Consider the following 25,452-nt stretch of genomic DNA (forward strand, 5'->3'; position numbering starts at 1 on the left):
AGCTATGCGGTCTCGGCAGATACCCAGTTGAGATATCCAGCGGAGCCACCAGTGATGGGCACAGCGATGATCTCTGGCTCATCGTAGTCGTGATGCTCAGCGATGAAACGGGTCAGCTCGCTGACCAGATCATGGCGGGTCTTGAAGTCAATCCGCCATTCCTGATCGCGCTCGATCTTTCCCTCCCAGCGATAGACGGAGGAGATCGAGTAGACCTGTGCACAGGCGGCGAGTTTCTCGTTCACCACGACGCCCGCAAGGTCGTTGGCTTTCTCTTCCGCGTCGGTCGTCGTGATCACTACGGCGTGTCCGCTGTCCGTCATGCGTAGAGCCTACGTCTCCCACGGTCTCCACCGCTCCGGATCTCCAAGTCGGCGCTGCTGCGCTGATGGTCAGCGGATCGATTCGTCCACCAGCACGTACAACAGGCCCACCGGGGAACTGCTGACGATCTCGCGTCGGTCGATCATGCCTCGGATGCGGTCCAAGGCGATCCACTCGATGCGGTCCGACTCGTTCTTCTCCGTCGGGTCTCCGATGTGGGTTGCTCCATCGGCGCGGAAGACGTGGTGCTGGGAGTCCTTGATCCCGTTCGCCGGCTGTCCATAGACCAACGGCTTCACCGGCTCCGGGCGCCAGCCGGTCTCCTCTTCCACTTCCCGGGCGGCGGCGTCCGCGGGTGAGTCGCCTTCCCCGATCAGTCCCATGGGGAGTTCCCAGGCCCATGATGGGGTTGGTGTAGAGCTGCCGCTCGCCGTAGGTCTTCCACTGCATGGATGCCGCCCCTCTCGCATGTGGCATCAAGCACCCCAGAAGCCCGGGGTGGTCCACCGTGGGTGACGTCAGCGCTGGCATCAACTCCTGTCTCGCCATTCTTCTTCAGCAAGTCTGCGTAGGCGGTCTCGTCCAGTCGTGAAGCTGTGCAGCTTGCGCAAGACTCTTCCTCCGGCTACGTCGCCCGTAGACTCCGCATGCTGCGAGCCGAATTCGGCCTTCTGGTCCGCGATGGCCGCGTGGCCGAACTCGGGGCAGAGATCGACGCATCGAGCAGAACCTGACCGACGCTGACATCTTCGAGGCCATCGAGGAGGCTCTGCACTGAGGCAGATGTGCGCCGGATCATCAAGGGTGCCCCGGGCCCAGTAGGGTCTCGGCCATGTCCAAAGCCGTCTTCCCCATCTACGAAGAGCACTACATCCGGTCGCCCATCCAACTCATCGCCGGGTACGGCTGGCAGAAGCTGATCGCTCTCCGGGTCGACGAGAGCGGTGTGACCCTGGGCGGGGCGCCGGGGCGGCATCGGCAGCAGACCGCTCGGGTGCCGTGGCAGGACATCGAGGCCGTGGTGATGTGGGCGCACCGGACGGCCGGGGCCTCGCCGATGCGGTACGTGGGGGTCCGACGACGGCCGGGCGCACCGGAGTTGCCGGGGCCCAACCGGAAGCTCAAGCCGGGGACGGCCGCGGTGCTGGCGCCGCACATCGACTACGAGGTCTTCCGAGCGAGCCGGACGCTGGTCCTGTGGCGGGTGGATCCCGATCGTCTCGAGGCCGCCGTCAGCGCCTTCGCCCCGGGTGTTCCGGTCGAGTTCCACCGGGAGCACTGGACCTAGCCGGACCCGGGGGCCACCGCGACGCGCTCCGCGGCGAAGTGGCAGGCCGACGCGTGGGCGGCCGGGCCGGGGGTGGTGCGGAACTCCTGGGGGACGGCCAGTTCCGGGACTTCCACGGCGCAGCGGTCGCGTGCCTTCCAGCAGCGGGTGCGGAAGCGGCAGCCGGAGGGCGGGTCGGCCGGGGAGGGGACGTCGCCGGAGAGCAGGATGCGTGTCCGGCGGGCGCGGGCGCCGGGGTCGGGGACCGGGACGGCGGACAGCAGCGCCTGGGTGTAGGGGTGGGTCGGGTGCTCGTAGATCTCGGTGTCGGTGCCGGTCTCCGCGAAGCGGCCCAGGTACATCACCGCGACCCGGTCGCAGATGTGCCGGACCACCGACAGATCGTGGGCGATGAAGACGTAGGAGAGGCCGAACTCGTCCTGGAGCCGCTCCATCAGGTTCACCACCTGCGCCTGGACCGAGACATCGAGCGCGGAGACCGGTTCATCGGCGACGATGACCTCCGGGCGGAGGGCGAGTCCGCGGGCGATGCCGACGCGCTGGCGCTGACCGCCGGAGAACTGGTGCGGATAGCGGTTGATGTGCTCGGGGTTGAGGCCGACGACGTCCAGCAGCTCCTGGACCCGGCGCCGCCGGTCGCCCTTGGGCGCGGCCTCGGGGTGGATCTCGTACGGCTCCCCCACGATGTCCCCCACCGTCATCCGGGGGTTGAGCGAGGTGTACGGGTCCTGGAAGACCATCTGGATGTTGCGCCGGACATGGCTGAGCGCCCGGCCGGAGAGTGCGCTGATGTCCTCGCCCCGGTAGCGGATCGCCCCGGCGGTCGGCCGCTCCAGGTTGACCAGCAGCCGGGCGACGGTGGACTTGCCGCAGCCGGACTCGCCCACGATGCCGAGCGTCTCGCCGCGCCGCAGGTCGAAGGAGACGGTGTCGACGGCCCGGACCGCGCCGATCCGCCGTTTGACCACCACGCCCCGGGTGAGCGGGTACAGCTTGGCGAGGTCGCGAACCTCGAGAACGGGCTCAGCGGGCTCAGCGGGCTCAGCGGGCGGCTCAGGCATCGAGTTCGTCCTTCCAGAAGTGGCAGGCGCTGGCCCGTCCGGGCGCGACTGCGTCCGTGGCGTCCAGCGCGTCCGGCACCTCGTACAGCGGCGGGCGTTCGGTGCGGCAGAGCTCCTGGGCACGTGGGCAGCGCGGGTGGAAGGGGCAGCCGGTGGGGACGGTGAGCAGACTGGGCGGCAGGCCCTTGATGGCGTACAGCTCCTTGCCCTTGTGGTCCACCCGGGGAATGGAGTCCAGCAGTCCGCGGGTGTACGGATGGGCCGGGCGCCGGTACAGCTCGCGCACCGGCGCGGTCTCCACGATCCGCCCGGCGTACATCACGGCGATGCTGTCCGCGACGTCCGCGACCACCCCGAGGTCATGGGTGATGAGGATCAGACCCATGGCGTACTCCCGGCGCAACTCGTCGAGCAGATCCATCACCTGGGCCTGGACGGTGACGTCGAGGGCGGTGGTGGGTTCGTCGGCGATGATCAGCTCCGGCTCCAGGGCGATCGCCATGGCGATCATGATCCGCTGGCGCATCCCGCCGGAGAACTGGTGCGGATAGTCGTTCACCCGCGCCGTCGCCGCGGGGATGCGGACCCGGTCCATCAGCTCGACCGCCCGCGCCCGGGCGTCCTTGCGGGACATCCCGCGGTGCACCTCGTACATCTCGGCGAGCTGGGCGCCCACTGTCAGAACGGGGTTGAGGGCCGACAGCGCGTCCTGGAAGATCATCGCCATCGCGGCGCCGCGCACCGAGCGCCGTTCCCGCGGGCCCATCGTCAGCAGGTCACGCCCCCGGAAGAACACCTGGCCGCCGGTGACGAAGGCGGGCGGGGTGTCGAGAATGCCCATGACGGCCTGGGCGGTCACCGACTTGCCGGAGCCGGACTCGCCCAGGACGGCCAGTGTCCGGCCGGCGTCCACGCCGTAGCTGACCCCGGCGACGGCCTCGGCGACGCCGTCCCGGGTGCGGATTTCGACCCGGAGGTCGCGTACGTCCAGCAAGCGGGTCACGGTGGCTCCTCGGGGCGGTCGGCGGGCTCCTCGGCGCGGCTCGGCGCTCTCAGCGCGGCTCGGCGCTCTCAGCGCAGCTTGGGGTCCAGGGCGTCGCGCACCGCGTCGCCGAGCATGATGAAGGCGAGGACGGTGATGCTGAGCGCGCCCGCGGGCCACAGCAGCATGTGCGGGGCGTTGCGGATCTGGGAGGAGGCGGAGGAGATGTCGATCCCCCAGGAGACGGTGGGCGGTTTGAGCCCCACGCCGAGGAAGGACAGCGTCGCCTCCAGGGCGATGTAGGTGCCCAGGGCGATGGTCGCCACCACGATCACCGGGGCGACCGCGTTGGGCGCGATATGGCGCAGCAGGGTCCGGCCGCTCCCCGCCCCCAGGGCCCGCGCCGCCTGGACGTAGTCGTGCTGTTTGACGGTGACGACCGAGCCGCGGGCGATCCGGGAGATCTGCGGCCAGCCCAGCAGCACGATGAAGCCGACCACCGGCCAGACCGAGCCGCTGGTGACGACGGACAGGAAGACCAGTCCGCCCAGCAGGATCGGGATGCCGAAGAAGACATCGGCGAGCCGGGAGAGCAGCGCGTCCCACCAGCCGCCGAAGAACCCGGCGAGTCCGCCCAGCACGCTGCCGAGCAGGGCCGCCCCGGCGGTGGCGCAGATGCCGACGGTGATGGAGGCGCGGGCGCCGTAGACGGTGCGGGTGTAGACGTCGCGGCCCTGGAGGTCGTAGCCGAAGGGGTGGCCGGGCGCCGGGCCCTCCTGGGCCTTGGCCAGATCGCCCTGGTACGGATTGCCGTCGGCGATCAGCTGCGGCCAGATCGCGATGGTGACGAGGAAGAGGATCACCAGCGCGGAGACGATGAAGACCGGGTTGCGGCACAGATCGTGCCAGGCGTCCGACCACAGCCCGCGGCTGCCGGGGACGTCGTCGCCGGTCCGGAGGTGACGGCGCCAGGGCGCGCGGCGCGGCGCCCGCGGCGGCCCGCCGCCGCCCTGGAGGGTCTCGGCGCCGGAGGCGGCGAGGTCCATCGGCCCGCCGCCGCCCGCGGCCGGCGCGAGCGCCTCGGTCATGTCGAGCTGCGTCTCATAGGGCTCAGGCATAGCGGATCCTCGGGTCGAGCACGGCGTAGAGGAGGTCGACAAGGAGGTTGGCGAGCAGGAAGACGATCACCAGGATGGTGACGAAGCCGACCACGGTCGGTGAGTTCTGGCGCAGGATGCCCTGGTAGAGCTGGAAGCCCACGCCGTGGATGTTGAAGATCCGCTCGGTGACGATGGCCCCGCCCATCAGCGCGCCGACGTCGGTGCCGAGGAAGGTCACCACCGGGATCAGCGAGTTGCGCAGCAGATGGCGGGTGACGATCCGGCGGCGCGGCAGCCCCTTGGCGACGGCGGTGCGGACGTAGTCGGCGCGGGCGTTCTCCACCACGGAGGTGCGGGTCAGCCGGGTGGTGTACGCGAGCGAGACCAGCCCCAGCACCACACCGGGCAGCAGCAGTTGGAGGAACGGCGCCTCCGGCGAGACCGACGGCCGGGCCAGCCCCCACCTCACCCCGAACAGATACTGGAGCACGGTGCCGCTGACGAAGGTCGGGATGGAGACCACGACCAGGGTGAGCAGCAGCACCGAGGTGTCCAGCCCCCGGCCGCGGCGCAGTCCGCTGAGGACGCCGAGGGTGACCCCGAGCGCCATCTCGAAGACGACGGCCACCACGGTCAGCCGCAGGGTGACCGGAAAGGCCCCGGCCATCAGCTCGGTGACCGGCTGTCCGTTGAAGGCGGTGCCGAAGTCCCCGCTGAACACCTGCCCCATGTAGTGGACGTACTGGCTCCACAGCGGTTCGTCGAGGTAGAGGTCCTCGCGGATACGGGCGGCGGTGGCCGGGTCGGGGGCCTTGTCACCGAAGAGCGCGGCCACCGGGTCACCGAGCGCGTAGACCATGAAGAAGATCAGGAAGGTGCTGCCGATGAACACCGGGATCATCTGCAACAGCCGCCGGAGCACATAGCGGCTCATGGTCAGCTGACCTTGATCTGGTGGTAGACCGGGACGCTGAACTGGTTGAGGACCACATCGCTCAGCCGCTCCGAGTAGCCCGCGCTGCCGTTCTGGTACCACAGCGGGATGGCGGGCATCTGCTCGGCGAGGATCTTCTCCGCGTCCTGGAAGGAGGTGATGGCCGCGCCGGTGGCGGAGGCGGCGTTGGCCTGGTTGACCAGCCGGTCGAAGCCGGTGTCGCTCCAGTGGCCGTCGTTGGAGGAGGCGCCGGTGTAGTACAGCGGCTGGAGGAAGTTCTGGATCAGCGGGTAGTCCATCTGCCAGCCCGCCCGGAACGGCCCGGTCATCTGCTTACCGGCCATCCTGTTGCGGTAGTCGGCGAAGGTGCCGACCGGTTTGCCGACGCACGCCCGGTCGCTGCGGAGCGTGGTGTTGATGCTGTTGCAGACCGCGTCGACCCAGTCCTTGTGGGAGCCGGTGTCCGCGTTGTACGTGATGGTCATCCGGCCGCCGGGCAGCCCGCCCGCCGCCTCGATCAGCTTGCGGGCCCGCTTGGGGTCGTAGGCGCAGGCGTCACCGCACAGCCCCGGCCGGTAGCCGCCCTCGCGGCGCAGCACCGGGGAAGTCCAGTCGCTGGCGGGGGTGCGGGTCCCGCGGAAGATCCGTTCGGTGATCTGCTCCCGGTTGATCGCCATCGAGATGCCGCGGCGCAGCTTCGCCTTGGCGGGGCCGCGCCAGGCGCTGTCGTACATCGGGAAGGTGAGGGTCTGGATGATCCCGGCGGGCTGGTTGATGTAGCGGTTGCCGAGGTCGGCGCGGACGAACTTCAGCTGCTGCGCGGGGACATCGTCCACCAGGTCCAGATTGCCCGCCTGGAGATCGGTGTAGGCGGTGTTGGAATCGGTGTAGACCCGCAGGTCCACGCCCTTGTTCCGGGCCTTGTCGGGGCCCCGGTAGCCGTCCCAGGCGCGCAGCTTCATCACGGCGCCCTTGGTGTAGGACCGCACCTCGTACGGGCCGTTGCCGACGGGCCGCTTCAGCCAGGCGGCGTGGTGGGTGAAGAACGCCCGGGGCAGCGGTACGTAGGCGTTGTAGCCGAGCGTCTTGGGCCAGGTGGAGAACTTCTGGGTGAGCCGGACGGTGAAGGTGCGGTCGTCCTTGACCCGCAGCCCGGAGAGGGTTTTCGCGGTCGGGCTGCCGGAGACGGGGTGGACCTTGTCGTATCCCTCGATGTACTCGAAGAAGTAGGCGTTGCGCTGCTTGTTGTCGAGCAGCGCGCCGTAGTTCCACGCGTCCACGAAGGACCGGGCGGTCACCTTCTCGCCGTTGGCGAAGTGCTGGCCCTTTTTGATGGTGACGGTGTAGTTGCGCTGGTCGGAGGTGGTGATCCGGTCCGCGAGCGCGTCCTTGGCCTCGCCCGTCCGCGGGTCGTAGGTCTTGAGCCCGCGGAAGATCATGTCCAGCACCTTGCCGCCCTGGACCTCGTTGGTGTTCGCCGGTTCCAGCGGGTTGGGCGGGTCGCCCCAGGAGGAGCGGACGATCCCCGAGCCGGAGCCGCTGTCACCGCCGCCGCAGGCCGTGGCGGTCAGCGCGACCACGGCCACGAGGGCCGTGGCGCATCCGGCGCCCAGCGTGCGGCGGGTACGCCTGCGGTGCGATGCGGTGCGCATGGCGCCTCCCGAGGATCCGGTCCAAGATCCGCCTTAGGCCCCTATGGCATCCCGGGGCCGGGCGGCTCGCACCTCCACCGCGGCTGTCCGTGGCAACGCCCGGGAACGGCGGGGCGGGGCGTCACCCGGACGGGGCGAGGGCGCCCGGACCGTGTCGGCGGTCCGGGCGCCCTCGTGCGGTGTTCCTCGGCGCGGATCAGGCGTGCACGACGTCCTTCTCCTCCGCGAAGTGGCACGCCGACTCATGGGCGGCCGGGGTGTCACTGCCCGCGAACCGCTCCGGGACGGCGAGCAGCGGCACCTCCTTGGCGCACTTGTCCTCCGCCTTCCAGCAGCGGGTGCGGAACCGGCAGCCGGAGGGCGGGTTGGCCGGGGAGGGCACATCACCCGCGAGGATGATCCGCTCCCGGCCCTCGCGCGACTCCGGGTCGGGGACCGGGACGGCCGACAGCAGCGCCTGGGTGTAGGGGTGCGTCGGGTGGTCGTAGATCTCGGTGTCGCTGCCGATCTCGGCCATCTTGCCCAGGTACATCACACCGACCCGGTCGGAGATGTGCCGGACGATGGACAGGTCGTGCGCGATGAAGATGTAGGACAGGTTGAACTCGTCCTGGAGCTTCTCCATCAGGTTGATCACCTGCGCCTGCACGGAGACGTCCAGCGCCGAGACCGGCTCGTCGCAGATGATGATCTCGGGGTTGAGCGCGAGACCGCGCGCGATCCCGATGCGCTGCCGCTGACCGCCGGAGAACTGGTGCGGATAGCGGTTGATGTACTCCGGGTTCAGGCCCACGACGTCCAGCAGCTCCTGGACCTTGCGCCGGCGGTCCCCCTTGGGCGCGACCTCCGGGTGGATCTCGTACGGCTCGCCGATGATGTCGCCCACCGTCATCCGCGGGTTGAGCGAGGTGTACGGGTCCTGGAAGACCATCTGGATGTTGCGGCGGACGGCCCGCAGCGCGCGGCCGGACAGCCTGGTGATGTCCTGGCCCTTGTAGAAGACCTCGCCGGCGGTGGCGGTCTCCAGGGTCATCAGCAGCTTGGCGACGGTGGACTTGCCACAGCCGGACTCGCCCACGATGCCCAGGGTCTCGCCCTGGTAGAGGTCGAAGGAGACCCCGTCGACCGCCTTGACCGCGCCGATCTGCCGCTTGAACAGGATGCCCTGGGTCAGCGGGAAGTGCTTGACCAGATTGCGCACCTGGAGGATCGGCTCACCGCGCTCGACGGGCGCCTCGAGGGCCTCCACGGCCGCCTCTTCGGTGGCCCCCTCGAACGTGTCCACCTCCGTGACGTTGGGGGTGGCGTCCTGGATGTCGTCGGACCGGTCCGCGGCCGCGTTCTTCTCGAGCTCAGCCATGGATGGTCTCCTTCCAGAAGTGGCACGCGCTGCCGCGCCCCGGCAGTTCCGTGCCGTCCTGCTCGGTGACCGGGTGCAGCGCCGGGACCTCGGTGGTGCAGATGTCCTGCGCCTTGGGGCAGCGCGGGTTGAAGGCACAGCCCGAGGGGATCTTGAGCAGATTGGGCGGCAGGCCCTTGATCGCGTAGAGCTCCTGGCCCTTGCGGTCCAGCCGCGGGATGGAGTCCAGCAGACCCCGGGTGTAGGGGTGGGCCGGGCGCTTGTAGAGCTCGTGCACCGGCGCGGTCTCCACGATCCGGCCCGCGTACATCACCGCGATCTTGTCGGCGACGTCCGCCACCACCCCGAGGTCGTGGGTGATGAGGATCAGGCCCATGTTGTACTCGCGCTGGAGCTCGGCGAGCAGATCCATCACCTGGGCCTGGACGGTGACGTCCAGGGCGGTGGTGGGCTCGTCGGCGATGATCAGGTCCGGCTCCAGGGCCAGCGCCATGGCGATCATGATGCGCTGGCGCATACCGCCGGAGAACTGGTGCGGATAGTCGCCCACCCGCTCCTTGGCCGCCGGGATGCGGACCCGGTCCATCAGCTCGATGGCCTTGGCCTTGGCCTCCTTCTTGGACAGCCCCTGGTGGACGCGGAACATCTCGCCCAGCTGGTAGCCCACGGAGAGCACCGGGTTGAGGGCCGAGAGCGCGTCCTGGAAGATCATGGCGATCTTCCGGCCGCGGATCTTCCGGCGCTCCTCGCCCGACATGGTGAGCATGTCCTCGCCGCGGTACAGGATCTGGCCCTGCGGGATCTTCCCGGGCGGCATGTCGAGGATGCCCATGATGGCCTGGGCGGTCACCGACTTGCCGGAGCCCGACTCGCCGAGCACGGCGAGCGTCTCACCGGCGCGGACGCTGTAGTTGACGCCGTTGACGGCCTTGGCCAGGCCCTCCCGGGTGTGGAACTCCACGTGCAGGTCGCGGACTTCCAGCAGCGGGGTGCCGTCGTCGCCCTCGCCCACGCGGGCGGTGGCGCTCGTGGTCTTCTCGATGGTGGTCACGTACGCCCTCCTCAGCGCAGCTTGGGGTCGAGGGCGTCGCGCACCGCGTCGCCGAGCGTGATGAATGCGAACACGGTCAGGCTCAGCATCCCGGCCGGGAAGAGCATCACGTGCGGGTTGTCACGGATGGCGTCCTTGGCGTCGGAGATGTCGATACCCCACGAGATCGTCGGGTCGGCCAGACCCAGGCCCAGGAAGGACAGGGTGGCCTCGGCGGAGATATACGCGCCGAGCGCGATGGTCGCGACCACGATGGTGGGGGCGACCGCGTTCGGGAGCACATGCCGGAACAGGATCCGGCTCGTGCCCGCGCCGAGGGCGCGCGCCGCGGTGACGTAGTCCGCCTGCTTGGCCGTGATCACCGAACTGCGCATCACCCGGGCGATGGTGGTCCAGCCCAGGAAGGCCAGCGCCGCGATCACCACGTACACCTTGCGCTCGGTGAACGCGTTCAGCACGACCATCGCGCCGAGCAGGAACGGCAGTCCGAAGAAGATGTCGACGATGCGGGAGACGATCGAGTCGATCCAGCCGCCGAAGTATCCGGCCAGCATGCCCAACAGGCCGCCGAAAAGGGTGACTGCCGCCGTCACTCCGACACCGACCAGGATCGAGGCGCGGGTGCCGTAGATGACACGGGCGTAGATGGAACGGCCCTGTGCGTCGTAGCCGAACCAGTCGGCCCCGAAGAAGTGCGTCAGCTCCGGCTTGGTCAGGAAGTGGTTGGTCAGATCGCCGTCGCGGGGGTCCGCGCCGGTGAACAGCCCCGGGAAGGCGGCGACGGTGAGCAGCAGCGCCAGCAGCACCGCGGAGACCCAGAACAGCGGCCGGTGGCGCAGTTCGTACCAGGCGTCGCCCCACAGCGAGCGGGGCTTGCCGGCACCGGAACCCTGCGAGGGGTCCTTGTCCGCCGCCACCTCGGCGTGGGAAGCCTGGGCGCCGGGAATGACGGTCGCGTCTGTCAGCGGCTCAGACATATCGAATCCTCGGGTCCAGGACCGCGTACAGCAGGTCGACGAGCAGGTTGATCGCCAGGATGACGAGGACCAGGATCGTCACCACACCGACGATCGTGGTGCCCTCGCGCTGTCCGAGCGCCTTGAACAGCAGGTTGCCGACGCCCTGGATGTTGAAGATGCCCTCGGTGACCACCGCGCCGCCGACGAGCGTGCCGATGTCGGTACCGAGGAAGGTGATCACCGGGATGAGCGAGTTGCGCAGCAGGTGCACTCCGACGATCCGGCGCCGCGGCAGGCCCTTGGCCAGCGCGGTGCGCATGTAGTCGGCGCGCAGGTTCTCCGCGAAGGTGGTCCGGGTCAGCCGGGCCACATACGCCAGCGAGAGCATCGCGAGGACGAAGCCCGGCAGCAGCAGCTGCTGGATGTCCTCCGAGTTCTGGACGTTGGGCGGCAGCCAGCCGAGTTCATCGGCGAAGATGAACCGGGCCAGGTAGCCCATGACGAAGACCGGCATCGAGATGACGATCAGCGTGAAGATCAGCACGCCGGTGTCGACGGCCTTGCCCGCCTTGAGACCGGACCAGGCGCCCAGCGCGATGCCGATGACCATCTCGATGGTGAGGGCCACCGCAGCGAGACGGAGGGTCACCGGGAAGGCCATGTTCATTTCCTCGGAGACCGGACGGCCGCCGAAGGTCTTGCCGAAGTCTCCCTGGAAGAGATCCTTCATGTAGTCGATGTATTGCCACATCAAGGACTTGTCGAGTCCGAACTCATGGCGGAGTTGCGCGACCTGAGCGGGGTCGGCGGCCTTCTCTCCCCACATCGCCCGGATGGGGTCACCGGGAAGAACGTGGACCATGAGGAAAATCAACAGAGTGGTCCCGATGAAGACCGGGATCATCTGGAGCAGTCGCCTGACGACGTAGCGCCCCATCATGCCTCCATGCCGTTGGGGGGCGGCGGAGACCACGGCTCATCTGCTCCACGGGGGTGGGGGGAGAGGGTCGCGGGCCTCACGCCTGCGGGCCGGTGCCGCCGCTCTCCCCGGGGAGAGGATGCGGCGGCACCGGCCGGCGGTCCCGAGATCTACTTCTTCTTCACCTGGACGTTGGTGAAGATGGGGTCGCCGTCCTGACCGTAGGGAATCTTCCCCAGGATCTTGTTGGACTGGCCGCTGTTGACCTTGTAGAACCACAGCGGGATCGCCGGCATGTCCTTGGCGAGAACCTGCTCCGCCTGCTGGTAGAGCTTCACGGTCTCGTCGAGGGTGGCGGCCTTGTCGGCCTTGTTGGCGAGCTTGTCGAACTCCTTGTTGGCGTAACCGCTGGTGTTACCGGCGGCCGTGGAGCCGTACAGGTCCCTCATGAAGTTGGAGTTGACCGGGTAGTCGAGCACCCAGCCACTGCGGTACATGGACTTGACCTGCTTCTTGTCACGCGCGTTCAGGTCGGCCTGGAAGTCGGGCTTGGAGTCGCCGACACAGTCGACGCCGGTGGCCTTGCGGATGCTGTTGCAGACCGCGTCGACCCAGGGCTTGTGGTCCTGGTCGGCGTTGAACTGGATCGAGATCTTGTTGCCCGGGACGCCGCCACCCTCCTTGATGAGGGCCTTGGCCTTCTTCGGGTCGTAGGTGACCTGCTCCTTCAGCGCACCGGCCTTGTAGCCGAGCACACCGCGGGCGACGAAGCTGTCGGCCGGGGTACGGGAGTTGTGCAGCACCGTCTTGGTGATGGTGGGGCGGTCGATCGCCATCGACAGACCCTGGATGACCTTGGGGTCGATGTCCTTGAACTGCTTGGTGTAGAAGGCCGGGACGATCGTCTGGATCGACGAGTACTCCTCGTCGATCGCGCGCTTGCCCAGGTCCGACTTGTAGTTGGTCAGCGCGGTGGTCGGAACCTGCTCGATCCAGTCGAGGTTGTTCGAGCGCAGGTCGGAGTAGGCGGCTTCGGCGTTGGTGTAGTTCTTGAAGTCGATGCCGCCGTTCTTGGCCTTGTTCGGACCCTTGTAGTCCTCGTACTTCCGGACCTTGATCATCTTCTTGTGGTCCCAGGAGACGAACTTGTAGGGGCCGTTGCCGATCGGCTTCTCGCCGTAGCCCTTGGGGTCCTTGAAGAAGCCGCTGGGCAGCGGCGCCCACACGTCGTACCCCAGCTTGTAGGCGAAGTACGAAACCGAGCTGGTGAGCTCGATCTTGAATTCGTTATCATTGACGATCTTGAGGCCGGACATCTTGTCGGCCTTGGGCTTGCCCTTCTCCGGGTGGACATCCGCGTAGCCCTTGATGTCCTGGAACCAGCTGGAGTTGGTCTGGTTGTTCTTGACGTTGGCCGACCAGTTCCACGAGTCCACATAGGACTTGGCGGTCACGGGCTCACCGTTGTGGAACTTCCAGCCCGGCTTGAGCTTGACCGTCCAGACGGAGGAGTCCTTGTTCGGGGTGACGGACTCGGCGTTGATGTACTGGAGTTTTCCGGTATGCGGCTCATAGTCCACGAGCGTGGAGAAAACCGTCCTCAGGACACGACTGCCCTGGCTCTCCTTGGCGTTCGCCGGCTGCAGCGGGTTTTGCGGCTCGCTCAGCTGGGCGGTCACGATCCCCTTCGGGTCCGCCGTCCCCTTGTTCATGTCGTTGCTACCGCTGTCGCTGTCGTCGCCGCCACCACAGGCGGTTGCGGCCAGCGCCACAACCGCGGCCAGTGCGACCCACTTGGCGCTCTTGGCACCGCGCATGGGTTTGCCTCCTCAGGAGTCCTCTGCCACTACGAGAGGGGGTGTCCGGAAAGCACGCTGACACCCCTGACAGCGAAAGGGACCGGAAACCCCCCAGATGTGCTCGTAGGCCCGCGCTCCCCACAGCGTGTGACCCATTGACCCGAGCTCAACGGACCCCATGATTGAGCACGCTCGCCCCGTAAACCACACCTTATGGGTCTCGCTTTGGTCACATCATCTACGCGCGGAGCTTCGAAATCCGGACAAAAGTGCCACTGACAGACACACGCGAAACGGACTGTTAACACATCATGCGGAACCCTCTTGCCGATATCCGAACGCCTTACCCCGGATAATTCCTTGACCAACACCTTCCTGACATGGCAACAGCCCGGACCCCTCTCACGGAAGAGAGGATTCCGGGCTGTCGGCGGCTCACGGACGCACGCCCCAGCGCTCACCCTGGGTGATGGGCGCCCGCGTACGCGTCAGCGCTTGGCGCGGGAGGCGGCGCGACCGCGCTCCTTCTGGTCCAGCACCACCTTGCGGATGCGCACCGTCTCCGGGGTCACCTCGACACACTCGTCGTCGCGGCAGAACTCCAGGGACTGCTCCAGCGAGAGCAGCCGCGGCGGGACCAGGGACTCGGTCACATCCGCGGTGGAGGACCGCATGTTGGTGAGCTTCTTCTCCTTGGTGATGTTCACGTCCATGTCGTCGGTGCGGGAGTTCTCACCGACGATCATGCCCTCGTAGACCTCGGTGCCCGGCGAGGTGAACAGCACGCCGCGCTCCTGGAGGTTGATCATCGCGAAGGCGGTCACCGCGCCCGAGCGGTCGGCCACCAGCGAGCCGTTGTTCCGGGTCTTCAGCTCCCCGAACCACGGCTCATGGCCCTCGTGGATGGAGTGGGCGATCCCGGTGCCGCGGGTCTGGGTCAGGAACTCGGTGCGGAAGCCGATCAGACCGCGGGACGGGACGACGAACTCCATCCGGACCCAGCCGGAGCCGTGGTTGGACATGTTGTCCATCCGGCCCTTGCGGGTGCCCATCAGCTGGGTGACCGCGCCCATGTGCTCCTCGGGCACATCGATGGTGATGCGCTCGACCGGCTCGTGGACCTTGCCGTCGATCTCCCGGGTGACCACCTGCGGCTTGCCGACGGTCAGCTCGAAGCCCTCCCGGCGCATGGTCTCCACCAGGATCGCCAGCGCCAGCTCACCGCGGCCCTGCACCTCCCAGGCGTCCGGGCGGTCGGTGGGCAGCACCCGCAGCGAGACATTGCCGATCAGCTCGCGGTCCAGCCGGTCCTTGACCAGCCGTGCGGTGACCTTGCGGTCCTTCACCGCCGACTTGTCGGCGCCCTTGCCACCGGGGCCGCGGCCGACCAGCGGCGAGGTGTTGGTGCCGATGGTCATCGAGATCGCGGGCTCGTCGACGGTGATCAGCGGCAGCGCGATCGGGTTCTCCGGGTCGGCCAGGGTCTCGCCGATCATGATGTCCGGGATGCCCGCGACGGCGCAGATGTCACCGGGCCCGGCCACCTCGGCGGGCTTGCGGGTGAGCGCCTCGGTCATCATCAGCTCGGTGATGCGCACATTGGAGATCGAACCGTCCCGCTTGATCCAGGCGACGGTCTGCCCCTTCTTCAGCTCGCCCTGCTCGACGCGGAGCAGCGCGATACGGCCGAGGAAGTTGTCCGCGTCCAGGTTGGTGACATGGGCCTGGAGCGGGGCGGTGGCGTCGTACTCGGGCGCGGGGACGGTTTCCAGCAGGGTGGTGAAGAACGGCTGGAGGCTGTCGCTGTCGGCCGGGACGGTGCCGTCCTCCGGCTTGTTCAGCGAGGCCACGCCGTCCCGGGCACAGGCGTAGACGATCGGGAACTCGATCTGCTCCTCGGTGGCGTCGAGGTCCAGGAAGAGGTCGTACGCCTCGTTGACCACGGCGTCGATCCGGGAGTCCGGACGGTCGGTCTTGTTGATGCACAGGATGACCGGCAGCTTGGCCTGGAGCGCCTTGCGCAGGACGAACCGGGTCTGCGGCAGCGGGCCCTCGGAGGCGTCGACCAGCAGGACCACCGCGTCGACCATGGACAGCCCGCGCTCGACCTCACCGCCGAAGTCGGCGTGGCCGGGGGTGTCGATGATGTTGATGGTGACGGGGTCGCCGCCGTCCGCCGGGTGGTACTTCACGGCGGTGTTCTTGGCGAGAATGGTGATCCCCTTCTCGCGCTCCAGGTCGTTGGAGTCCATGACCCGGTCGTCCACCTGCTGGTGGGCGGCGAACGCGCCGGCCTGCTTGAGCATGGCGTCGACCAGGGTCGTCTTGCCGTGGTCGACGTGGGCGACGATGGCGACGTTACGGATGTCGTGACGCGTGGGCATACTTGCGGCGCTTCTCCCGGAATCGTGGATGACGGCGCGTCCGGTCCGGTGCGCCCGTCCGCCGGGCAGATCACGCCACGGCCTCTCCCCCATGGTAAGGGGACACCGCGGGAACGGACGCCGCCACCCGTCCCCGCCCGCCCGCCACCGGCGCGGACGCGGGCCGGATCGCCCTTGCGGCAGCCCACCCCGGCGGCCTCGCCCGCGGCCTCGTCCCGGCCCTTCCGCGGGCCGGTTCCGCACATGATGATGATCTCCTGGGCGGACTGCCAGGAGACGGCGTGGCCCGGATTCGCCGAGGAGCCGTTCCCGCAGCCGTAGCGGAAGCCGGCGTCGACCGGGTCGATCGCGCGGGCGGTGACGTAGTACCCGGGCCTCTCCGCCTTGCGCGTCGCGCAGCTGCCGGGATCGTCCGTGGTGGTCGTACCGGGCGTCCCGGCCCCGGCCCTTGGTGTAGGGGCGGTTGCGCAGATCGGTCGCCACCGCGCGCTGGGAGATGTTCACAGGAGTTGAGCGCCTTCTGGGCGAGGTGGGCCCGCGGGGCCCGGCGGAGGTGCCGGGCCCGGCGGGCCGGAGCTCACTTGCGGAAGCCGATGTCCTGGTAGCGCGGGGTGGCGAAGCCGAAGGCTCCGGCGTTGACCACGCCCTTGCGCATCGCGACCAGCTGCGGCCGCTGGTAGAGCGGGACCGAACCGGCCGCCGCCCAGATCCGGGCGTCCGCCCGGCCGACCAGGGAGCGCGAGGCGCCGCTGTCCAGCTCGGAGACCGCCTCGTCGAAGAGCTGGTCGATCTGGTCGGTGCCCACTCGGGTGTAGTTCTGCTCGACGACCAGCGAGCCGTCCGCGGCCGGCTGCGGCTTGGCGTAGATCGGACGGCCGTCGGTGGCCGGGTAGGCGGTGGCGGGCCAGGAATAGAGGGCCAGGTCGTACTTGCCGGAGGCGATGTAGTTCTTGAAATAGCCCTCGCCCTCGACCTTGGTGATCTCGGTGCGGACGCCGATCGACTCCAGCATCCGCGCGATGCGCTCGCCGACGGCGCGCAGTGGGGCGCTGCCGGTGTCGGCCGGGAGGACGAAGCGCAGCACCAGCGGACGGCCCTTCTTCCGGACCACCGCCGAGTCGGGGAGGTGCCCGGTGCGGCCCGCGTCGCCCGCGGCGGGGGAGGCGCCGCTCGCGGTGGCGGAGGGCGAGGCGGTGGCGCCGCCGCTCGCGGTGGCGGAGGCGTCATCACCGGCGGTGGCGGAGACCGAGCCGGTGGTGGACGCGGTGGCGCTGCCGGAGGCGGTCCCGCTCGCGGTGCCCGCGCCCGCGTCGGTGGGCACCGCGCGCCGGATGCCGAGGTCGTCCGTCTTGCCGTCCAGTGCCTTCTGGCGGCCGGAGGCGCGCCAGCCCGCGTCCGCCAGCAGCGACTGCGCGGCCTGGGCGTCGGAGTCGCCGAGGGCGCCGCTGTGGTCCTTGTATCCCTTCTGCGCCGCCATCAGCAGATGGTTGCCGAGCGGATCGGTGGGCAGGCCGAGCGGCTTCAGGACCAGCTTGGCCAGCGCCTTGCGGTCGATCGCGCGGGCCACCGCGCGGCGCACCCGCTCGTCCGCGAGGGGGCCCTTGGTGCCGTTCAGGGCGAGTTGGGTGTAGGCGGGCTCCAGCGCCTTGCGCAGGGTGAACCGGCTCAGGGCCACGGTCTCCGCCCGCTTCTTGTCCGAGGCGTTCTCGGCCGCCCAGGTGTGCAGGGCGTCCGCGGCCCGCTGTCCGTCCCGGGCCAGGTCCGGCGCGTTGGCCCCGGCGGTGTGGGCCTTGGCCCCGGCGGCCCGCTTCTTGGGGGCGGTGGCCTGGATCCGACGGGCGGTGGCGCGGTCGACTTCGGCCAGATCGACCCGGCCGGAGATCAGCGCGTCGGCCCGCTGGTCGGCGGGCACCGTCTGGAAGACCATCCGGCTCAGCCGCGCCCGGTCGCCCCACCAGCGGGGGTTGCGGACCAGGGTGACGGAGTCGTCCGTGACGCCGCGCACCGTGAACGGACCGGCGCCGACCGCGAGCCCCTTGTTCGCCGCGGCGTTGAAGACCGCCGGGTTGTCCATCACGCTCTTCGGGTAGAGCGGGGTGAACAGCGAGCGCCAGTCGGTGTAGGGCTTGGCGAAGGTGACCCTGACCTCGTGGTCCTTGTCGCCGGGTTCGATCTTGGCGATGCGGTCGTACCCGGCGTTCCGCGCCGTCCAGTACGCGTTCTCCGTACCGCGCAGGGCCTTCCACTGGGCGGTGAAGTCCTCCGCGCTCAGCGGGCGGCCGTCGCTCCAGACCGCCTTGGGGTTGAGCTTGTAGACCACGACCTGCTTGGGCTCGGTCGAGGTGACGTCGGCGGACTCCAGGAAGTCGGGGTTGCGCTGCGGCTTGCCCCGGGCGTCCAGGGTGTACAGCGCGGGCAGCACCGCGCCCGCGACCCGCTGGGTGCCGGTGTCGGCGGCCGACTGGAAGGCGTTGAAGGTCTTCGGCGTGGTGTCCAGGGCCCAGCGCAGGGTGCCGGTGGCGGCCGTCCGGGCGCGGGGCGCCGTGGCGATGTCCCGGGAGGCGGGCGGCGGGGCGCCGTCGTCGTCGGAGCTGCACCCGGTCAGGACGGGCAGCGGCAGCATCACACCCGCGGCGAGCAACAAGGCACAGCGGCGCTTGGCGATGGACATGGCGACGAACCTCCGGGGTATGCCAGATATATACGTCTTTGGCATGGTGTGACGCTTATCGCATATACTGCTCACTCAAAGCGACGGTTCACGGGGCAGCACGCCGGGACGGGCACGGAGTCGGCCATGAGAGGAAAGGATCACCCGACCGGATCAATACGGACGGCGCACACTCCGGCGCACAAAGGCGGAATCGCACCGGTGGCGCGGCGAATCGCGACAGATCCCTTCCCAACGGCGACCGTGGCGCGTAACACTCGCTGTCGCATGACCGTCGCCAACCGCAACCGCGGAAGTGAGGGCAAGTCATGTCCTTGAACGAAGACCTGACGGCTGTCCAGCGCTGTCTCGATGACCTGGTCCGCTCGGTCACCCGGCTGGAACAGCAGGTGGGTCCCGGCGGGCTGGAAATACGACGGGTACGCACCGACGCGGACCACCTCCGCGAGAGCCTCGCCCTGCTGCGCGCCACGGCTCCCCAGGAGCGACCACGCCCCGAAATGGTTCCGGTCCCCGACGCTCCGTACAACAGTGCGCTGTGGTCGGACGTCGATGACGAGGGCCTCGGCGCGCGCGATCGCCACGCGCCCTAGGGACCGCACGGTGCACCGGCCGCCCCTGTGAAGGGCCGCCGGCGCACTGGCAGGGGTGCTCACCCGACCGTCCCCACACCACTCCACCGCGGAGTTCCACTTTGTCCACAGGCACCGACCCCCAAGCCGCCACGCCCACCGACCGGGAGGCGCCCGCCGGCGGCGTGCACAGCCCGTCGAGGGCCGCCATCCCCGCCCGCCACCTGCGCACCGACCGCTGGTGGCTGGCGCCCGCGGTGACCGCCGCCGGGCTGTTCGCGTTCGTCGTCTACTCCACCTGGCGGGCCTTCGCCGGGGACGACTACTACGCCGAACCGTATGTCTCGCCCTTCTACTCGCCCTGTGTCGCGCAGAACTGCGTGCCCATGAAGGGCGGCGCGAACTGGGAGATCTTCGGCGCGTGGTGGGGCCTCTCCCCCGCCCTGCTGATCCTGATCTTCCCGCTCGGCTTCCGGCTGACCTGCTACTACTACCGCAAGGCGTACTACCGGGGCTTCTGGGCCTCACCACCCGCCTGCGCCGTCGCCGAGCCGCGCTCCCGCTACACCGGCGAGACCCGCTTCCCGCTGATCCTCCAGAACATCCACCGCTACTTCTTCTACTTCGCGCTGATCGTCGCCGGGATCCTCACCTACGACACGGTGCTCGGCTTCCGGGACGAGCACGGCCGGTGGGGCCATATGGGCCTCGGCACGCTGATCCTGCTCGTCAACATCGTGCTGATCTGGGCGTACACCCTCTCCTGCCACTCCTGCCGCCATATCGTCGGCGGGCGGCTCAAGCACTTCTCCCGGCATCCGGTGCGCTACCGGCTGTGGGGCTGGGTCAGCACGCTCAACGCCCGCCATATGCAGCTGGCCTGGGTGTCCCTGGTCAGCGTCGCCGCCGCGGACTTCTACGTCTATCTGCTGGCGAGCGGCGCCTTCGACGATCCGCGCTTTTTCTAGGAGAGGTGCTCAACCGATGACGCAAGTCGAACGGCAGGCGTGGGACGTGGTCGTGGTCGGCGCCGGGGGCGCCGGGCTGCGGGCCGCGATCGAGGCCCGGGAACAGGGCATGCGCTGCGCCGTCATCTGCAAGTCGCTCTTCGGCAAGGCCCATACGGTGATGGCCGAGGGCGGTATCGCCGCCAGCATGGGCAATGTCAACGAGGGCGACAACTGGCAGGTGCACTTCCGGGACACCATGCGCGGCGGCAAGTTCCTCAACCACTGGCGGATGGCCGAGCTGCACGCGCAGGAGGCCCCGGACCGGGTCTGGGAGCTGGAGACCTGGGGCGCGCTCTTCGACCGCACCCCCGACGGCAGGATCTCCCAGCGGAACTTCGGCGGCCATGAGTACCCCCGGCTCGCCCATGTCGGGGACCGCACCGGACTGGAACTGATCCGCACCCTCCAGCAGAAGATCGTCTCCCTCCAGCAGGAGGACCAGGCCGAGACCGGGGACTACGAGGCACGGCTGAAGGTCTTCCAGGAGTGCACGGTCACCCGGATCCTCAAGGACGGTGACCGCGTCCGCGGGGTCTTCGGCTACGAGCGCGAGTCCGGCCGCTTCTTCGCGATCGACGCCCCGGCCGTGGTGCTGGCCACCGGCGGTATCGGCAAGTCCTTCAAGGTGACCTCCAACTCCTGGGAGTACACCGGGGACGGCCACGCGCTGGCGCTGCTCGCCGGGGCCCCGCTGATCAACATGGAGTTCGTGCAGTTCCACCCGACCGGTATGGTCTGGCCGCCCTCGGTCAAGGGGATCCTGGTCACCGAGTCGGTGCGCGGGGACGGCGGGGTGCTGCGCAACAGCGAGGGCAAGCGGTTCATGTTCGACTACATCCCGGACGTCTTCAAGGAGAAGTACGCCCAGTCCGAGGACGAGGGCGACCGCTGGTACGAGGACCCGGACCACAACCGCCGCCCGCCGGAGCTGCTCCCCCGCGACGAGGTGGCCCGCGCCATCAACGCCGAGGTGAAGGCGGGCCGCGGCTCCCCGCACGGCGGGGTCTTCCTGGACGTCTCCACCCGGATGCCGGCCGAGGTCATCAAGCGGCGGCTGCCCTCCATGCACCACCAGTTCAAGGAGCTGGCGGATGTCGACATCACCGCCGAGCCCATGGAGGTCGGCCCCACCTGCCACTACGTGATGGGCGGGGTGGACGTCGACCCGGACACCGCGGCCGCCACCGGCGTCCCCGGGCTGTTCGCCGCGGGCGAGGTCGCGGGCGGGATGCACGGCTCCAACCGGCTGGGCGGCAACTCCCTCTCCGATCTGCTGGTCTTCGGGCGGCGCGCGGGGCTCCACGCCGCCCAGTACGCACAGCGGAGCGCTGAATCGGGCAGCCACCCGGCGCCGGACGAGGCACAGCTGGACCTCGCGGCGGCCGAGGCGCTGCGCCCGTTCAGCGCCGAGGGCGGTGACGCACCCGGCTCCGCCGGCCCGGCCGAGAACCCGTACACCCTCCACCAGGAGCTCCAGCAGACGATGAACGACCTGGTGGGGATCATCCGGAAGGCCGGGGAGATGGAGGAGGCGCTGCGCCGGCTGGCCGGTCTGCGGGTGCGGGCGCGGCGCGCGGGCGTGGAGGGCCACCGGCAGTTCAACCCCGGCTGGCACCTGGCGATCGATCTGCGCAACATGCTGCTGGTCAGCGAGTGTGTGGCCCGGGCCGCTCTGGAGCGGACCGAGAGCCGCGGCGGCCACACCCGGGACGACTGTCCGCGGATGGACCGCGAATGGCGGCGCGCCACTCTGGTGTGCCGGCTCTCCGACCCCTCCGGCGGTCTGGCCGCGCCGGACGCGGGCCATGGGCAGATCCGGCTGGAGCGGCGCGAGATGCCGCCGATCCGCCCCGATCTGCTCGGCCTGTTCGAGAAGGACGAGCTGGTGAAGTACCTGACCGACGAGGAGCTGACCCAGTGAGTGCGTACAAGGCCCACTTCCGGGTGTGGCGGGGCGATGTGGACGGCGGCGGTCTGAAGGACTTCCACGTGGAGGTCAATGAGGGCGAGGTCGTTTTGGACATCGTCCACCGGCTCCAGGCGACCCAGGCCCCGGATCTGGCGGTCCGCTGGAACTGCAAGGCGGGCAAGTGCGGTTCGTGCAGTGCCGAGGTCAACGGCCGTCCCCGGCTGCTGTGCATGACCCGGATGTCGGTTTTCGGCCGCGAGGAGACGATCACCATCACCCCGCTGCGGGCGTTCCCGGTGGTCCGGGACCTGGTGACGGATGTGTCCTTCAACTACGCCAAGGCCCGGGAGGTGCCGTCCTTCGTCCCGCCCGCGGACCTCGCACCGGGTGAGTACCGGATGCGCCAGGAGGACGTGGGACGCTCGCAGGAGTTCCGCAAGTGCATCGAGTGCTTCCTGTGCCAGGACACCTGTCATGTGGTGCGTGACTTCGAGCAGAACAAGGAGGCCTTCGCCGGACCGCGCTTCCTGATGCGCGTGGCCGAACTGGACATGCATCCGCTGGACGCGGCGGCCGACACCGGGATCGACCGCAAGCGCGGTGCGCAGGAGGACCACGGTCTGGGCTACTGCAACATCACCAAGTGCTGCACGGAGGTCTGCCCGGAGCAGATCAAGATCACCGACAATGCGCTGATCCCGCTCAAGGAGCGGGCGGCGGACCGCAAGTACGACCCGCTGGTCTGGCTGGGCAACAAGATCCGCCGCCGGGAGGGCTAGGCCTTGGCATGACGGCGCGGGCCCGCCGGCCGGTGGGCCCGCGCCGTCACCACAGGCTCAGCAGCGCCTCGACCGAGTCCGGTCCGTTGGACCGGCCGTCGGGGAGGGCCAGTTCGAACCACACGGTCTTGCCGTGCGGCGTGCGGCGGCTGCCCCAGCCGGCGCTGAGCAGCCCCACCAGCTGGAGTCCGCGGCCGCCCTCGTCGGTGTCCCTCGCGCGCCGCCGCCGGGGCTGGACCAGACCGCCGTCCCAGACCTCGCAGACCAGGGTGCGGTCCAGCAGCAGCCGCAGCCGGATCTCGCCCTCGCCGTACCGCAGCGCGTTGGTCACCAGCTCGCTGACCAGCAGCTCGGTGGTGTCCACCAGATCGTCCATGTTCCAGGACTCCAACTGCTCCCGGGCCAGCTCCCGGGCGCGGCCCACCGACTGGGGCGCGCTCGGCAGCTTCCAGTCGCCGACCGACTCCGTCGGCAGCCCCTGCACCCGGGCCATCAGCAGCGCGATGTCGTCCTCGCCGTGGCGGGTGTCCAGGCTGCTCAGCACGTGGTCGCAGATGTCCTCCAGGGAGCTGTCGGGGACCCGGGTGCCGTCGTGCGAGGAAAGGGCCGCCCGGAAGTCCTGGAGCCCCTCGTCCAGCGCGTGTTCGCGGGACTCGACGAGGCCGTCGGTGTACAGGGCCAGCAGGGCGCCGTCGGGCAGTTCGACCTCGATCTCCTCGAACGGCTCACCGCCCACCCCGAGCGGCATCCCCGGCGGCACCTCCATCAGCAGGGCGTCCTCGCCGGGTTCGACGAGGACGGGGGGCAGATGCCCGGCGTTGGCGAAGGTGCAGCGGCGGGTGACGGGGTCATAGACCGCGTAGACACAGGTGGCGAGGTAGACCTCGGACAGGTCGGAGGAGTCCTCGGCGCCGGAGCGGGTGCGTGACCCGGAGCGGGCGGGGGTGTGCGAACCGCTGGGCGCGCCCAGCCCGCGGGCGATCTCGTCGAGTGCGGAGAGCACCTCGGCGGGCTCCAGGTCCAGCAGGGCCAGGGTGCGTACGGCGGTGCGCAGTTCGCCCATCGCGACCGCGGCGCGCAGCCCCCGCCCCATCACATCGCCGACGACCAGCGCGGTGCGGTGCCCGGGCAGCTCGATGACGTCGAACCAGTCGCCGCCCACCTCGGTCGCCGCGTTCCCCGGCAGATAGCGGCAGGCGATGTCGAGTCCGGCGGCCTCGGGGTCACCGGGCGGCAGCAGGCTGCGCTGGAGTATCAGCGCCCGTTCGTGCTCTCTGCGGTAGAGGCGGGCGTTATCGATGCTGACGGCCGCGCGGGCGGCCAGCTCGACGGCGAGGGCGCGGTCCCGCTCGCCGAAGGGCTCGCTGCCCTTGGTGCGGGAGAACTGGGCCAGTCCCACCACGGTGTCGCGCGCCACCATCGGCACCACCAGCGTGGACTGCAGCATGGCGCCGAGCTCCGGGCCCTCGCCGCTGTCCCGGCCGGGGACGACCTTGACCTGGGCGGTGCGCAGCGCCCCGGCGCACAGGGAGTGGAAGGGGTAGCGGTGGACCTCGCCGACCTGGATGGGCTTGGGCAGTCCGCCGTCGGCGTCGACGCGGCAGATGTCGCCGAAGGCGACCGGGCCGTCGGAGACCGCGGAGGCGAATGCCACGCGGCGGAGTTCGGCACTGCCGTCGGCCAGCCCCGGCGGGGCCTCGTCGCCGGACAGCAGCCCCTGGTAGAGGTCGACGGAGGCCAGGTCGCAGAACTGCGGTACGGCCACGTCCAGCAGCTCGCGGGCGGTGGTCTCCAGGTCCAGCGAGGTGCCTATTCGGGCACCCGCCTCGTTGAGCAGCGCCAGATTGCGCCGTACGCCCGCGGCCTCCTGTTCGGCGCGGCGGCGGCGGGTGACGTCGGTGGCGAGCCCGGCCACGCCAATGGGGCGGCCGGAGCTGCTGTGCAGCCGGTACAGCGACACCGACCAGCGGCGGCGGTCCGGGTTGCCGGGCACGGTGCCCACGATCGGCATGTCGGTCAGCGACTTGCCGGTGTCCAGGACCTGGCGCAGGGCGGCGGCGAGCCGCTCTGCCTCGGCGCGCGGCAGCAGATCGTGCGCGGTGGCGCCGCGGTAGGCCTCGGCCGGGCGACCGAAAACCTTCGCGAAGCGCTCATTGACCCGAAGCATGCGGAGATCGGTACCGAAGAGAAAGAAACCGAGCGGAGATTGACCGAAAACGGCCTGTGACGCGGCAAGGTCGGTTTCGAGGCCGCGGAGCGCGCTCACATCGACGGCGATACACAGCGCCGAGCGCTCACCGTCCCCGTCCTGAGCGGGCATCACATAGACCTCGGCCACCCCGTGGCCGTGCGGTGCGTCGGGGTTGCGGTAGGGGACCAGTCCGGTCCACTCGCGGCCGTCCAGGATGTCGGCGACCTTGCGGTGGCCGGTGTCGCGCAGTTCGGAGGGAACGAACGCCTCGACCGGGTCCCGGCCGATGGCCTGCCGGGCCGTCAACCCCAGGAGCTCCGCGGCCCGTTCGCTCCACTGGGTGATCCGTCCGTCGGCGCCCAGCGCGAAGGAGGCGACACGGATGTAGTCATAGATGGATCCAGGGGGACTGCTCTGCCACATCGCGGACATCGACGACATATGCGTTACCGGCGACACCTGTGTCTCGGGCGACACTTCCGACACCGGCGACAGCTGCGAACCAAC

The 25,452-nt window shown here is 69.4% G+C and carries 19 protein-coding genes and 1 pseudogene; 5 read left to right on the top strand and 15 right to left on the bottom strand.

Features of this window, described 5'->3' with window-relative positions; all coding sequences use genetic code 11:
• Positions 1–2: 2 nt before the first annotated feature.
• Positions 3–323 carry a divalent-cation tolerance protein CutA gene (cutA, locus tag HUT19_RS14125; RefSeq protein ID WP_176180824.1) on the bottom strand — a complete coding sequence of 107 codons (321 nt, stop codon included), beginning with the start codon at positions 321–323 and terminating at the stop codon, positions 3–5.
• A 69-nt stretch (positions 324–392) separates the two neighbouring features.
• Positions 393–734 (bottom strand): annotated as a pseudogene (locus HUT19_RS14130) (NUDIX hydrolase); the annotation flags it as partial.
• Between the two features lie 422 nt (positions 735–1,156).
• On the opposite strand from HUT19_RS14130, the gene HUT19_RS14135 reads away from it, so the two are divergent.
• Positions 1,157–1,612, top strand: a complete 456-nt coding sequence (locus HUT19_RS14135; RefSeq protein WP_176180826.1) for a hypothetical protein — start codon at positions 1,157–1,159, stop codon at positions 1,610–1,612.
• Here HUT19_RS14135 and HUT19_RS14140 read toward each other — a convergent pair.
• The 12 genes from HUT19_RS14140 to HUT19_RS14195 all read right to left on the bottom strand — a co-directional run bounded on the left by HUT19_RS14140 (position 1,609) and on the right by HUT19_RS14195 (position 18,484).
• Complete coding sequence (locus HUT19_RS14140) at positions 1,609–2,673, bottom strand: ABC transporter ATP-binding protein (protein ID WP_176180827.1); 1,065 nt, start codon at positions 2,671–2,673, stop codon at positions 1,609–1,611. The genes HUT19_RS14135 and HUT19_RS14140 overlap by 4 nt on opposite strands.
• Positions 2,666–3,676, bottom strand: coding sequence for an ABC transporter ATP-binding protein (locus tag HUT19_RS14145; RefSeq protein WP_176180828.1), 1,011 nt, complete (start codon positions 3,674–3,676; stop codon positions 2,666–2,668). Before HUT19_RS14145 ends, HUT19_RS14140 begins: the two co-directional genes overlap by 8 nt.
• A gap of 68 nt (positions 3,677–3,744) precedes the next feature.
• On the bottom strand, positions 3,745–4,773 hold the full coding sequence (locus tag HUT19_RS14150) for an ABC transporter permease (protein ID WP_254885567.1): 1,029 nt from the start codon (positions 4,771–4,773) through the stop codon (positions 3,745–3,747).
• Positions 4,766–5,689: an ABC transporter permease gene (locus HUT19_RS14155; RefSeq protein WP_176180829.1), complete on the bottom strand. Its 924-nt coding sequence runs from the start codon at positions 5,687–5,689 to the stop codon at positions 4,766–4,768. Before HUT19_RS14155 ends, HUT19_RS14150 begins: the two co-directional genes overlap by 8 nt.
• Positions 5,690–5,691: 2 nt before the next feature.
• Positions 5,692–7,341, bottom strand: coding sequence for an ABC transporter substrate-binding protein (locus HUT19_RS14160; RefSeq protein WP_176180830.1), 1,650 nt, complete (start codon positions 7,339–7,341; stop codon positions 5,692–5,694).
• Between the two features lie 196 nt (positions 7,342–7,537).
• A complete protein-coding gene (locus HUT19_RS14165; RefSeq protein WP_176180831.1) occupies positions 7,538–8,701 on the bottom strand; it encodes an ABC transporter ATP-binding protein in 1,164 nt (387 codons plus the stop codon).
• The gene (locus HUT19_RS14170; RefSeq protein WP_254886163.1) at positions 8,694–9,743 is read right to left on the bottom strand and encodes an ABC transporter ATP-binding protein; all 1,050 of its coding nucleotides are present in this window, start codon (positions 9,741–9,743) and stop codon (positions 8,694–8,696) included. The genes HUT19_RS14165 and HUT19_RS14170 overlap by 8 nt, the downstream gene beginning before the upstream one ends.
• 20 nt (positions 9,744–9,763) lie before the next feature.
• On the bottom strand, positions 9,764–10,729 hold the full coding sequence (locus HUT19_RS14175; RefSeq protein ID WP_176180833.1) for an ABC transporter permease: 966 nt from the start codon (positions 10,727–10,729) through the stop codon (positions 9,764–9,766).
• Complete coding sequence (locus tag HUT19_RS14180) at positions 10,722–11,648, bottom strand: ABC transporter permease (RefSeq protein WP_176186860.1); 927 nt, start codon at positions 11,646–11,648, stop codon at positions 10,722–10,724. The genes HUT19_RS14175 and HUT19_RS14180 overlap by 8 nt, the downstream gene beginning before the upstream one ends.
• 152 nt (positions 11,649–11,800) lie before the next feature.
• Entirely contained in the window at positions 11,801–13,447 is a 1,647-nt protein-coding gene (locus HUT19_RS14185) for an ABC transporter substrate-binding protein (protein WP_176180834.1), read from the bottom strand.
• Positions 13,448–13,917: 470 nt separating this feature from the next.
• Positions 13,918–15,813 carry a translational GTPase TypA gene (gene typA, locus HUT19_RS14190; protein WP_176180835.1) on the bottom strand — a complete coding sequence of 632 codons (1,896 nt, stop codon included), beginning with the start codon at positions 15,811–15,813 and terminating at the stop codon, positions 13,918–13,920.
• 577 nt (positions 15,814–16,390) lie between these two features.
• Positions 16,391–18,484: an ABC transporter family substrate-binding protein gene (locus HUT19_RS14195; protein ID WP_176180836.1), complete on the bottom strand. Its 2,094-nt coding sequence runs from the start codon at positions 18,482–18,484 to the stop codon at positions 16,391–16,393.
• A 308-nt stretch (positions 18,485–18,792) separates the two neighbouring features.
• Here HUT19_RS14195 and HUT19_RS14200 point away from each other — a divergent pair, with 308 nt between their 5' ends.
• The 4 genes from HUT19_RS14200 (at position 18,793) to HUT19_RS14215 (ending at position 22,754) form a co-directional block, all read left to right on the top strand.
• Positions 18,793–19,077 carry a hypothetical protein gene (locus HUT19_RS14200; protein WP_176180837.1) on the top strand — a complete coding sequence of 95 codons (285 nt, stop codon included), beginning with the start codon at positions 18,793–18,795 and terminating at the stop codon, positions 19,075–19,077.
• Positions 19,078–19,178: 101 nt separating this feature from the next.
• On the top strand, positions 19,179–20,024 hold the full coding sequence (locus HUT19_RS14205; RefSeq protein WP_176180838.1) for a hypothetical protein: 846 nt from the start codon (positions 19,179–19,181) through the stop codon (positions 20,022–20,024).
• A gap of 16 nt (positions 20,025–20,040) precedes the next feature.
• On the top strand, positions 20,041–21,987 hold the full coding sequence (locus HUT19_RS14210) for a fumarate reductase/succinate dehydrogenase flavoprotein subunit (RefSeq protein ID WP_176180839.1): 1,947 nt from the start codon (positions 20,041–20,043) through the stop codon (positions 21,985–21,987).
• Positions 21,984–22,754 (top strand): succinate dehydrogenase/fumarate reductase iron-sulfur subunit, encoded by a 771-nt coding sequence (locus HUT19_RS14215; RefSeq protein WP_176180840.1) that lies wholly within the window; start codon positions 21,984–21,986, stop codon positions 22,752–22,754. The genes HUT19_RS14210 and HUT19_RS14215 overlap by 4 nt, the downstream gene beginning before the upstream one ends.
• 46 nt (positions 22,755–22,800) lie before the next feature.
• Here HUT19_RS14215 and HUT19_RS14220 read toward each other — a convergent pair whose 3' ends face one another.
• Positions 22,801–25,368: a SpoIIE family protein phosphatase gene (locus HUT19_RS14220; protein ID WP_254886164.1), complete on the bottom strand. Its 2,568-nt coding sequence runs from the start codon at positions 25,366–25,368 to the stop codon at positions 22,801–22,803.
• Positions 25,369–25,452 lie beyond the last annotated feature (84 nt).

Source organism: Streptomyces sp. NA02950 (assembly GCF_013364155.1).
Classification (GTDB): Bacteria; Actinomycetota; Actinomycetes; order Streptomycetales; family Streptomycetaceae; genus Streptomyces.

Bases quoted from the DNA above. Each gene is read 5' to 3' on its own strand.
- HUT19_RS14175 (WP_176180833.1), bottom strand. From the start codon at position 10,729: ATGTCTGAGCCGCTGACAGACGCGACCGTCATTCCCGGCGCCCAGGCT.
- HUT19_RS14185 (WP_176180834.1), bottom strand. From the start codon at position 13,447: ATGCGCGGTGCCAAGAGCGCCAAGTGGGTCGCACTGGCCGCGGTTGTG.
- HUT19_RS14160 (WP_176180830.1), bottom strand. From the start codon at position 7,341: ATGCGCACCGCATCGCACCGCAGGCGTACCCGCCGCACGCTGGGCGCC.
- HUT19_RS14135 (WP_176180826.1), top strand. From the start codon at position 1,157: ATGTCCAAAGCCGTCTTCCCCATCTACGAAGAGCACTACATCCGGTCG.
- HUT19_RS14200 (WP_176180837.1), top strand. From the start codon at position 18,793: ATGTCCTTGAACGAAGACCTGACGGCTGTCCAGCGCTGTCTCGATGAC.
- HUT19_RS14210 (WP_176180839.1), top strand. From the start codon at position 20,041: ATGACGCAAGTCGAACGGCAGGCGTGGGACGTGGTCGTGGTCGGCGCC.
- HUT19_RS14155 (WP_176180829.1), bottom strand. From the start codon at position 5,689: ATGAGCCGCTATGTGCTCCGGCGGCTGTTGCAGATGATCCCGGTGTTC.
- HUT19_RS14195 (WP_176180836.1), bottom strand. From the start codon at position 18,484: ATGTCCATCGCCAAGCGCCGCTGTGCCTTGTTGCTCGCCGCGGGTGTG.
- HUT19_RS14180 (WP_176186860.1), bottom strand. From the start codon at position 11,648: ATGGGGCGCTACGTCGTCAGGCGACTGCTCCAGATGATCCCGGTCTTC.
- HUT19_RS14165 (WP_176180831.1), bottom strand. From the start codon at position 8,701: ATGGCTGAGCTCGAGAAGAACGCGGCCGCGGACCGGTCCGACGACATC.
- HUT19_RS14140 (WP_176180827.1), bottom strand. From the start codon at position 2,673: ATGCCTGAGCCGCCCGCTGAGCCCGCTGAGCCCGCTGAGCCCGTTCTC.
- typA (WP_176180835.1), bottom strand. From the start codon at position 15,813: ATGCCCACGCGTCACGACATCCGTAACGTCGCCATCGTCGCCCACGTC.
- HUT19_RS14220 (WP_254886164.1), bottom strand. From the start codon at position 25,368: ATGTGGCAGAGCAGTCCCCCTGGATCCATCTATGACTACATCCGTGTC.
- HUT19_RS14150 (WP_254885567.1), bottom strand. From the start codon at position 4,773: ATGCCTGAGCCCTATGAGACGCAGCTCGACATGACCGAGGCGCTCGCG.
- cutA (WP_176180824.1), bottom strand. From the start codon at position 323: ATGACGGACAGCGGACACGCCGTAGTGATCACGACGACCGACGCGGAA.